This window comes from Bradyrhizobium sp. (genome assembly GCF_019244115.1).
Classification (GTDB): Bacteria; Pseudomonadota; Alphaproteobacteria; order Rhizobiales; family Xanthobacteraceae; genus Bradyrhizobium.
This window is the reverse complement of record NZ_JAFATE010000371.1, coordinates 1-10,122: the sequence shown is the minus strand read 5'-3', so window position 1 is coordinate 10,122 and position 10,122 is coordinate 1. Positions and strand designations below refer to the sequence as shown.

Here is a 10,122-nt window from a genome sequence, read left to right as displayed (position 1 = left end):
CGGCTATGGCGGGGCGCCGATGCCGATTGCGACCATCGAAAAGCTCGCTGCGACAAGTCCGGGCTTAAAACTGATCAATGCTTATGGCGCGACCGAAACCACCTCGCCCTCGACCATGATGCCGGGCGAATTGACCGCTGATCACATCGACAGTGTCGGCCTGCCATGTCCGGGGACGCGCATCCTCGTCATGGATGCCGAGGGCAGGGAGCTGCCACGCGGTGAGATCGGCGAGATTTTTATCGGCGGGGCGCAGGTCATCAAGGGCTATTGGAACAACCCGAAAGCCACGGCCGAGAGTTTTACAGGCGGCTTCTGGCATTCCGGCGATCTCGGCGCGATCGATGCGCAAAATTTCGTTCGCGTGTTCGATCGCCAGAAGGACATGATCAACCGCGGCGGCCTGAAAATCTATTCGGCCGAGGTCGAATCGGTGCTGGCAAGTCATCCTGCCGTGGTCGAGAGCGCGATCGTTGCAAAACCTTGTCCGGTGTTGGGCGAACGCGTGCATGCCGTCATCGTCGTTCGGGAAGAGATCACCGCTGAGGCGCTGCGCGCCTTTTGCGCCGCGCGTCTGTCCGACTACAAGGTCCCGGAAACGATCCTCCTGACAACGGACCCGCTGCCGCGCAATGCCAACGGCAAGATCATGAAACGGCAGCTTCGCGAGGCACTTAGCCGCTGAAGGCCGAATTGCAACGGTTCCCGCCAAGACCTTGATCCGGTTCGCTTTGCCTTGCCTCCGCCATAGCGATAGGGTATCGCCGCCACAATGTTGGGGCGTGATGCCAAGGGCGGCCTCGAGGTGTTCGGCTGCCACCGTGCTGGGAAAGGCTTAAGTGTCTGAATTATTTGACGAAGTCGACGAGGAAGTCCGTCGCGAACAGCTCAAGAAGCTGTGGGACAAATATTCAGTCTTCATCGTCGCGCTGGCGATCCTGATCGTCGCCGCCGTGGGTGGTTGGCGCGGCTACCAGTATCTCGAAGCCAAAAAGGCCGCGGAAGCCGGTGACGCGTTCGACAAGGCCGTCGAACTCGCCGACCAGGGCAAGCACGACGATGCCGAGACGGCCTTCGCCGCGCTCGCGGCCAAGGCGCCCTCGGGCTACCGGACACTGGCCCGCTTCCGTGCTGCCGGCGAGGCCGCCCCGCGCGACCCGCAAGCCGCGGCCAAGATGTTCGACGACATCGCAGCCGATCGCAGTGTCGGCGCCGATTTCCGGGATCTGGCCAGGATCCGGGCTGCGGGGCTTCTGGTCGACAGCGCCAGCTATCAGGACATGGTGCAGCATCTAGAGGCGATGACCACTGCCGGCTCGACCTACCGCCATGCGGCGCGCGAGCTTCTGGCGTTGTCGGCATGGCGGGCCAATGATGCGGCCGCGACCCGGCAGTGGCTCGATCAGATCGCGCTCGACGGCGAGACGCCGCCAAGCGTGCGCGCGCGCGCCGAAGCGCTGCAGGCATTGCTGCCGCCAGTTGCCAAGAGCTGACGGCAGCTGACGGTTTTTGGAACGAAGGGGATCGATCATGCGCCGTCCGCACCGTCTGATTGCAGCCGCGGTCCTCGTCGCGTTCTCGGGCGTGCTGGGAGGCTGTTCCTCGGGCTTCGGCAGCGGCTTCGATCCCTCCGATCTGCTCGACTTCCTGGATACCAAAAAGAAGCTGCCGGGCGACCGCAAGCCCGTGTTCCCGGATGGCGTTCCGGGCCTCGAACAGGGTGTGCCGAAGGAGCTGTACAAGGGCGCCCAGCAGCAGGAGCAGCCAAATCCCGACATGGCCGCACAGCAGACCGCAGCCGTGCCGCCCCCGCCGCCTGAGGATGCAAAGCCTGCCAAGCAGGCGAGATCGAAGGGCAAGGGCAAGCAGCCTGCGAGCGCCGCAGCGGCGCCCGCCGAGCAGCCCGCCGCCACCGCAAATGGCGAAGCCGTACCTGAGGAAGACACGACTGCAGCGGCGCCTCCGCCGCCGCCAAAAGCGAAGCGGGTCGCCTCGCGCAAGCGCGTGACGACGCCGGACCAGCCGGCCGATCAGTCGCAGGCGCAGTCCGCCCAGCAGCAGCAGGCGCCCTCGGCCTTCCCCGCACCGCTGCCGAGCAATACGTTCACGCGCTAGTTTTAGCAGGCCGCGAGCCTTTTCCTCCGGTTGACAAGCGCATCACAAGATGCGCTTGGGATCACCCATGTCATTCACGATTGCCATCATCGGCAGGCCCAATGTCGGGAAATCGACCCTGTTCAACCGCCTGGTCGGGCAGAAGCTCGCGCTGGTCGACGATCAGCCGGGTGTCACCCGCGACCGCCGGGAAGGCGAGGCGCGGCTCGGCGATCTCGCCTTCACCATTATCGATACCGCGGGGCTCGACGAGGGCGCCAAGGGGTCGCTGACCGCGCGCATGCAGGAGCAGACGGAGACCGCGATCAAGTCCGCCGATGCGCTGATGTTCGTGATCGACGCCCGCGCCGGGCTGACGCCGACCGACCGCGCCTTTGCCGATTTCGCTCGCCGCGCCGGCAAGCCTGTGCTGCTGCTCGCCAACAAGAGCGAGGGCAGGCATGGCGATGCCGGCGCGATGGAGGCCTACGCGCTCGGCCTCGGCGAGCCGATCCAGATCTCGGCCGAACATGGCGAGGGGCTCGGCGAACTCTATGACGCGCTGCGCGCGCTGATGCCGGAGCCGCCGGAGGAGGACGCTTCCGAGGACGAGGACGAAGGCGGCGAGGAGGATACGCAGCGGCCGATCCGGGTCGCGATTGTCGGCCGCCCCAATGCCGGCAAATCCACGCTGATCAACTACCTGCTCGGCGAGGAGCGGCTGTTGACGAGCCCCGAGGCCGGCACCACGCGCGATGCGATCGCGGTCGAGATCGGCTGGAACGGGCGTGGCTTCCGCGTGTTCGATACCGCGGGCCTCAGGCGACGGTCGCGGATCGAGGAGAAGCTCGAAAAGCTTTCGGTCGCCGATGCCTTGCGCGCCGTTCGCTTTGCCGAGGTGGTCGTGCTGATGATCGATGCGCAGCACCGCTTCGAGGAGCAGGATCTTCGCATCGCCGACCTGATCGAGCGCGAGGGTCGGGCGCTCGTCATCGCCGTCAACAAATGGGACCTGATGGACGGCAAGGGCGGCCAGATCGCGGCCCTGCGCGCCGACGCCGATCATTGGCTGCCGCAGATCGCAGGCGTGCCCGTGGTGGCGGTGTCGGGGCTGATGGGCGAGGGCATCGACCGCCTGATGGAGGCGATCGAAAAGGCCTATGCGGTGTGGAACAAGCGCGTAGCCACGGCGGCCCTCAACCGCTGGTTCGAGCAGGCGACCAGCGCGAGCCCGCCGCCCGCGGTCTCCGGCCGCAGGCTGAAGCTGAACTACATCACCCAGACCAAGGCGCGGCCGCCGAGCTTCGTGCTGTTCTGCTCGCGCGCCGATGCGGTGCCGGACTCCTACCTGCGCTATCTCGTCAACTCGATGCGCGAGGCCTTCGGTCTGCCCGGCACTCCGGTGCGGATCACGCTGCGCGAGAAGCAGAACCCGTTTGCGCACAAGCGCAAGCGGCCATCGTAAGCGATCGACTGCTGCTCGCGTCGGTTGAAACTTCCGACGATGCAAGTCAAAAATCCGCCGATCTCGCGCGCCGGTGTGTGAATTTGCGGGTGAACGCACGCATGTCGTCGCTTTTGTCCAAGTCGATCGTGCGCGAGATAACTATACGGGCCGCGTTTGGCGGTTCTCTGGTTTGTCCCTTGAACCAAGCACCCCGGCGCATGACTTAGAGCATAGTCATGCGTTGTTTTTGGCGCAGTTCCAGTTCGTTCAATTCGTATGGTTTTGATCTCATGCCTCGCTTCTTTTTCGATCTTTATACGACCGCTATGTCGTCCTCGATCCCGGCGGGATGTTGCTCGCGCGCAGGGCCGGCGCGAAGCTCGCCGCCAGGGAAATGGTGCATCAGCTGGCGAAGGTTCGTCCCGAACTGCGCAATGGCCGCAGCTGGATCCGCGTCAGGGACATCAGGCGAAACGAAGTCCATCGCCTGGTGATCGGCCTTGATGTGCAGCCGGACACGCCGGCCGGGCGAACGGGCGCCATGCTGATCACGGCCGAATAGCCGCTTTGCCGGGGGCGATCGGTCAGGGCGCTCCGAGCTCGCATCTCGCTTGCATCGGAGCGAATGATCTCTTCGATCAACGACAGCTGGGGAAACTCGAATGGGATATGTCGCGCTCGCGCTCGCGATCACGGGTTTCGCGCTTGGCGTTCGATTCCGGATGAAGGTGCTGCTGCCCATCCTTCTCTTGCTGCTGTTCGCTTCGATCGTCTTCTCGGTCGCGCGCCGATTGTCGGTCGTCGATGCGGTCCTGGTGGTGTTTCTCGTGCAGGCGACCGTGCAATGGGGCTATTTCCTCGGCCTGGTCGCGCGCGGGATTTTCGCAGTTGTTCAGCGCCAGCCGCGCGCGAACGGAAGCAAGGTCTTGCAGGGCCGCGATGGAACGGACGGCGATGCGGTCCGTCGAGGCCGCGCAGTTGAAGGGAGTTGACTGACCGGGTTCAAGGACTCCGGGCGAGGGTGGATTGCGAGGCGCGGAAGTCGTGTATGAGCCTGTGCCCCGCAGATCCTAGGGGCGATCATGCTGCGATCGTGACGGACGATGATGTGACCGGCGCGGTGAAGACGCTCGCTCAGTCGCGCTGATCGAGTTCAATCCGCATCGCTTCCGCGAGCGAGAAAAACTGCGCGCGGACCTCCGCAGCAAAGGGGTTGTCGCGCTCGATGGCGAGAAAGACGCTCGCCGCGTCGTGCCTGACCATGTCGGTCGCCCGCATGAGATAATCGAAGCTCGCGGTGGTCAGGCGCGTGGGCAGCGGCTCCATGCGCACCAAGACCTTGGCGACGAGATGCGTGAGGCCTTGCACGATGGCGGCCTGCCGGTCGTGCTCTTCCGCCGAAACGACATGCACATCGAGCTTCAGGACGTGCCGCAGGAATGCCGCGATGCGCGGCGCCGAGCGGCCGCGCACCGGGCACAGCGCGATCTTGCGGCCCTTGATGCCGCCCTTCGCACTCTGCGGTCCGAACAGGGGATGTGTTCCGACGATCTCGACATCCGGCGGCAACTCGGCCTTCATCACCTCGATCGGGCGGACTTTGACCGAGCCGACATCGACCACGATCGAGCCGGGACGCAGATGCGGCCGCAGCGTTGCGATCGCCGATGGCAGTTCGGCCACGGGTACGGCGAGGATCACGAGATCGCAAGCGCCGACCTCGGCGATCGAGCCGAGCCGCACCTGGCCATGGCGAGGTTCGCCCGCGTTCACCAGGGGATCAAAGGCGATGAGCGGAAAGTAGCGATAGAGATGCTCCGCAATCAGCCGGCCGAAAGCGCCGAAGCCGACGAGGCCGATCGACGTGACATGTGTGGATGTGATGGCTGGTATCGCGGACATCGCAAAGCTCCGTTTCAGCTGCGATGCCGGATGTCTTGCTGTCTCAACCGCCGGAACGCAGCGGTTGTGCAAGAATGATGCGCCCGCCGTTATGTCGACGGCGGGTAATACGAGGCCGAAAGCTGATGGGCGGCGGGACGCATGCGGGTCTTCTAGTGGCTTGTGGGTACCGCTGTCAATTGCGGCAGCGCAGCAGACGCAGATCGGTAGGGTGGGCAAAGCGAAGCGTGCCCACCGTGACAGTCGCAACGCGTAAATATGGTGGGCACGGCGCAAGTGCGCCTTTGCCCACCCTACACGCCGCTACGCGGTCACTTCTTCACCAGCGGGCACTCGCTGGCTTCCAGCGGTTTTGCCGCATCGTCCGGCGAGATGGTGGCGATCAGCTTGTAATAGTCCCACGGATATTTCGATTCTTCCGGCTTCTTAACCTCGAACAGATAGGCCGGTATGATGCGGCGTCCGTCGGCGCGCAGCGGGCCCTTGCCGAACAGCGGATCGTCGGTCGGGATTTCCTTCATCTTGGCCACGACCTTGGCGCCATCATGCGGATTGCCGCCGAGCGCTTCCAGCGCCTTCAGATAATGCAGCACCGCCGCATAATTTCCGGCGACCGTCATCGATGGCATCGCGTTCTTCGGCGACACCTTCTGGAAACGCTTCGACCATTCGCGGGTCTGGTCGTTGAGGTCCCAGTAGAAGGACTCCGTGAAGGTCAGGCCCTGCGCGGTCTTTAGCCCCAGCGCATGCACGTCGGTGATGAAGAGCAGGAGGGCCGCGAGCTTCTGGCCGCCCTGGACGATGCCGAATTCGGCGGCCTGCTTGATCGAATTGGTGGTGTCGCCGCCGGCATTGGCGAGTCCGATCACCTTGGCCTTCGAGGACTGCGCCTGCAGCAGGAACGAGGAGAAATCCGACGTGTTGAGCGGATGCTTCACGCCGCCCAAAACCTTGCCGCCATTGGCGGTGACTACGTTCGACGTGTCCCGCTCCAGCGCATGGCCGAAGGCGTAGTCCGCGGTTAGGAAGAACCAGGTGTCGCCGCCGGCCTTGGTCAGCGCCTTGCCAGTGCCGTTGGCGAGCATGTAGGTGTCATAGGTATAGGAGATCGTGTTCGGCGTGCAGGCCTTGCCGGTGAGGTCGGCGGTCGCAGCGCCCGAATTGAGCAGGACCGCGTTCTTTTCCTTGACGAGATTGCTCACCGCCAGCGCCACACCGGAGTTCGGCGTGTCCGCGATGACGTCGACCTTCTCGCTGTCGATCCACTGCCGGGCGATGTTGACGCCGACATCCGGCTTGTTCTGGTGGTCACCGCTCAAAACCTCGATCGTCCAGCCTTTCGCTTTCAGTCCGGAATCCTCGACCGCCATGTTGATCGCCGCGACCGAATTGGGGCCGCCGATATCGGCATAAAGGCTCGACATGTCGTTCAGGACGCCGATCTTGACGTTCTTGTCGTCGGCCAGTGCCGACGTGGCGATGCCGAAAGTGGCAATAGCAATCACGGGCGCAATACGCCAGGTGGGCGTCGTTCTCATGGGCTCCTCCAGATCGTTGAGCCGGCGGCCCTCTCGGGGGGTCTTGGCCGGCAGCCTGATCCTGCGATAGCCGGTTCAGCCGACCTCGGCAATGCCCTGAGATATTTGCGAATGGGAGCCGATTGCCGCGCTACGACTAAGGGTTAATGCATGTGTGCCTGTTGCGCAGGCAATCGCCGCCACCCGCAGGAGACGGCGGGTTCACATGTGCAAGGCCGGAAGCGCCGGCTACCGCAGCGCGTCCGAGGTCAGGCGGAATTTCTGGATGCGCTTGGCGTTGTCGATAGACTTGCCGTTGGCATCGACGTCGGTTGATCCGCAGTCGCGAAGCCAGTCAATCGCGGGTGGGGGCGAATCAATCGCCGCAGTCGTCATTGCGAGCGAAGCGAAGCAATCCAGGGATCTCGCCGATGGAGACAGTCTGGATTGCTTCGTCGCTTTGCTCCTCGCAATGACCAGACTCTAGGCCGGTGTGCGAAACTCTCTCAGCGTACGGCTCTTGTAGTCGTAGAGCTTGCCGGTCTCGGTCCACTCGGGCGAGCACATCGGCACGATGAACTCTGCAACCTGTTCCCGCGTCTCCAGCGTCATCGGGTCCTCGCCGGGGAACACGGCGGCGCGCATGCGGGTGCGGATCGGGCCCGGGCTGAACAGATTGACGCGCAGCGCGGTGCGCTGGGTTTCATGGGCACAGACCCGCGCCAGCGTCTCCAGTGCCGCCTTGGAGGCGGCATAGGGCCCGAGATAGGCATTTGCCCTGGCGGCGGCGCCCGAGGTGATGAAGACCGCGCGGCCGGCGTCGGACGCCTTGAGCAGCGGCTCCATGCAGCGGATCAGCTGGAAATTGGCCGAGACGTTCACCGCCATCACGTCGGCAAAAGTTTTCAGCTCGATATGGCCGAGCGGCGAGGAGGGGCCGGCTACGCCGGCATTGCCGACGAGGATGTCGAGCTTGCCGTGACGCTCGTGCAGCGCGGCGCCGAGCCGCGCGATGCCGTCGAAATCGGTAAGGCTCAGCGGCACCAGCGTGGCGCTGCCGCCGCCTTTGCGGATCTCGTCATCGAGCTCTTCGAGGCCGCCCTGGGTACGTGCGACCGCGATGATGTGGGCGCCGGCCTTCGCGAGCGCGAGCGCGGTGGCGTAGCCGATGCCGCGCGAGGCGCCGGTGACGAGAGCGATGCGGGAGGCGAGGGGTGGGGACATGACCATCTATGCTTTCGTCATGCCCGGCCTTGTGCCGGGCATCCACGTCTTCGGCTGGGTTTTACAGACGTGGATGGCCGGGACAAGCCCGGCCATGACGGAAGTGTCCAATTGCAAGCGAGCCTAGGGGCCGCCCGCAGAAGGCCCCCGATCCTGTCGGTCGTCGGGATCAACCTTCATGCCCTGTCGAAAAGCGAAAAAGATGAACGCGATGAGTGACAGGCCGCCGACAATCCCGATTATCGGCTGCACCATCGCGGCTCCCGTTCTTAACTCGCTTCCGCCAGGAGCGAGAGCTGGCGCGGCTGCGGCTCGATCTGGGTCTGGTCGGTGAGATGGGTCGGATATGCGCCGGTGAAGCAATGATCGGCGAATTTCGGGTTGGCCGGATCGCGGCCGGCAAATCCCATCGCGCGATACATGCCGTCGACCGACAGGAAGGCCAAAGAATCCGCGCCGATGATCTCGCGCATCTCCTCGAGCGAATGGGTCGCGGCCAGGAGCCCGCCGCGGTCGGGCAGGTCGATGCCGTAATAGTCGGGATAGAGGATCGGTGGCGAGGCGAGACGGAAATGCACCTCGCGGGCGCCGCCGTCGCGCATCATGCGCACGATCTTCTTCGAGGTGGTGCCGCGCACCAGGGAGTCGTCGATCAGGATGATGCGCTTGCCCTCGATCGCGGCGCGGTTGGCATTGTGCTTCATGCGCACGCCATATTCGCGGATGCTCTGGGTCGGCTGGATGAAGGTGCGGCCGACATAATGGTTGCGGATGATGCCGAGCTCGAACGGTACGCCGGAATGCTGGGCATAGCCGACCGCCGCGGGCACGCCGGAATCCGGCACCGGCACCACGACGTCGACATCGACATGACTTTCGCGCGCGAGCTGCGCGCCAAAGGCCTTGCGCACCTCATAGACCGAGCGGCCACCGACGATGGAATCCGGCCGGGCAAAATAGATGTATTCGAAGATGCAGGGCCGCGGCGGCTTGGGCGGGAACGGCTTGTGGCTCTGCGCGCCGCTCTCGTCGAACACGATGATCTCGCCGGGATCGATGTCGCGGATATAGCGGGCGCCGATGATGTCGAGCGCGCAGGTCTCCGAGGTCAGGATCGGGCAGCCGTCGAGCTCGCCGAGCACCAGCGGGCGTATGCCGAGGGGATCGCGCGCGCCGATCAGTTTCTTGTTGGTGAGGCAGACCAGCGAATAGGCGCCTTCGAGCGCGCGCAGCGCCTCGATGAAGCGGTCGACGAACTGGCTGCGCTTGGACTGGGCGACCAGATGCAGGATCACCTCGGTGTCGGTGGTCGACTGCATCATGGCGCCGCCGCGGATCAGCTCGCGGCGCAGCAAGAGGCCGTTGGTCAGATTGCCGTTGTGACCGACCGCGAAGCCGCCGGTGGCGAGTTCCGCAAACAGCGGCTGCACATTGCGCAAAATGGTGGCGCCGGTGGTCGAATAGCGGACATGGCCGACCGCGGTGCCGCCGGGCAGGCGGTCGATCACCTCGCCGCGGGAGAAGGTGTCCCCGACCAGTCCGAGCCGGCGCTCGCTATGGAACCGCGCGCCGTCGTAGGAGACGATCCCGGCGGCTTCCTGGCCGCGGTGCTGCAGGGCGTGCAGCCCGAGCGCGGTGATGGCCGCCGCCTCGCTGTGGCCGAAGATGCCGAATACGCCGCATTCTTCGCGGAGCGTGTCGCCGTCCAGATCCAGGTCGAGGTCGCGAGGGGAAGGCGCGCCGAGGGCGAGGTTGATAGGGGTTTCGGTCTCGTCCATCGCGCCTCTCTTCTGGCCTCATCTTCACCGCGCCGCGGGCTTCTCGATCAGCTTTTTCAGGCTGTCGCGGGCGGGCTTGCTATAGCCGTCGCTGCCCGGCGGGGGCGGTTCGCCACTGTCAGCCTGGTCATCTTCCGGTTTATTTTTCTTGAGTCGTTTT

11 protein-coding genes and 1 pseudogene are annotated in these 10,122 nt (G+C 64.7%); 6 read left to right on the top strand and 6 right to left on the bottom strand.

The genetic code is table 11. From position 1 onward, the window contains the following. From JOZ76_RS16410 to JOZ76_RS16385, 6 genes are all read left to right on the top strand, one after another. A partial coding sequence (locus JOZ76_RS16410; RefSeq protein ID WP_291699759.1) for a class I adenylate-forming enzyme family protein occupies positions 1 to 685 on the top strand: 685 nt, incomplete at its 5' end. A gap of 154 nt (positions 686 to 839) precedes the next feature. After that, complete coding sequence (locus tag JOZ76_RS16405; protein ID WP_291699757.1) at positions 840 to 1,493, top strand: tetratricopeptide repeat protein; 654 nt, start codon at positions 840 to 842, stop codon at positions 1,491 to 1,493. Between the two features lie 37 nt (positions 1,494 to 1,530). Continuing rightward, positions 1,531 to 2,115, top strand: coding sequence for a hypothetical protein (locus tag JOZ76_RS16400; protein WP_291699755.1), 585 nt, complete (start codon positions 1,531 to 1,533; stop codon positions 2,113 to 2,115). A 67-nt stretch (positions 2,116 to 2,182) separates the two neighbouring features. Continuing rightward, positions 2,183 to 3,559: a ribosome biogenesis GTPase Der gene (gene der / locus JOZ76_RS16395; protein ID WP_291699753.1), complete on the top strand. Its 1,377-nt coding sequence runs from the start codon at positions 2,183 to 2,185 to the stop codon at positions 3,557 to 3,559. 331 nt (positions 3,560 to 3,890) lie between these two features. Continuing rightward, a complete protein-coding gene (locus JOZ76_RS16390) occupies positions 3,891 to 4,103 on the top strand; it encodes a hypothetical protein (protein ID WP_291699751.1) in 213 nt (70 codons plus the stop codon). Positions 4,104 to 4,203: 100 nt separating this feature from the next. After that, positions 4,204 to 4,533: a hypothetical protein gene (locus JOZ76_RS16385; RefSeq protein ID WP_291699749.1), complete on the top strand. Its 330-nt coding sequence runs from the start codon at positions 4,204 to 4,206 to the stop codon at positions 4,531 to 4,533. A gap of 142 nt (positions 4,534 to 4,675) precedes the next feature. Here JOZ76_RS16385 and JOZ76_RS16380 read toward each other — a convergent pair whose 3' ends face one another. From JOZ76_RS16380 to JOZ76_RS16355, 6 genes and pseudogenes are all read right to left on the bottom strand, one after another. Next, the gene (locus JOZ76_RS16380) at positions 4,676 to 5,443 is read right to left on the bottom strand and encodes a prephenate dehydrogenase (protein WP_291699746.1); all 768 of its coding nucleotides are present in this window, start codon (positions 5,441 to 5,443) and stop codon (positions 4,676 to 4,678) included. A gap of 311 nt (positions 5,444 to 5,754) precedes the next feature. Beyond that, entirely contained in the window at positions 5,755 to 6,981 is a 1,227-nt protein-coding gene (locus tag JOZ76_RS16375) for an ABC transporter substrate-binding protein (RefSeq protein WP_291699745.1), read from the bottom strand. Positions 6,982 to 7,209: 228 nt separating this feature from the next. Next, on the bottom strand, positions 7,210 to 7,356 hold the full coding sequence (locus JOZ76_RS16370) for a hypothetical protein (protein WP_291699743.1): 147 nt from the start codon (positions 7,354 to 7,356) through the stop codon (positions 7,210 to 7,212). A gap of 87 nt (positions 7,357 to 7,443) precedes the next feature. Next, on the bottom strand, positions 7,444 to 8,184 hold the full coding sequence (locus tag JOZ76_RS16365; RefSeq protein ID WP_291699761.1) for an SDR family NAD(P)-dependent oxidoreductase: 741 nt from the start codon (positions 8,182 to 8,184) through the stop codon (positions 7,444 to 7,446). A 269-nt stretch (positions 8,185 to 8,453) separates the two neighbouring features. Continuing rightward, positions 8,454 to 9,962 carry an amidophosphoribosyltransferase gene (gene purF / locus JOZ76_RS16360; RefSeq protein ID WP_291699741.1) on the bottom strand — a complete coding sequence of 503 codons (1,509 nt, stop codon included), beginning with the start codon at positions 9,960 to 9,962 and terminating at the stop codon, positions 8,454 to 8,456. 24 nt (positions 9,963 to 9,986) lie between these two features. Then, positions 9,987 to 10,122: pseudogene (locus JOZ76_RS16355) on the bottom strand (CvpA family protein); the annotation flags it as partial.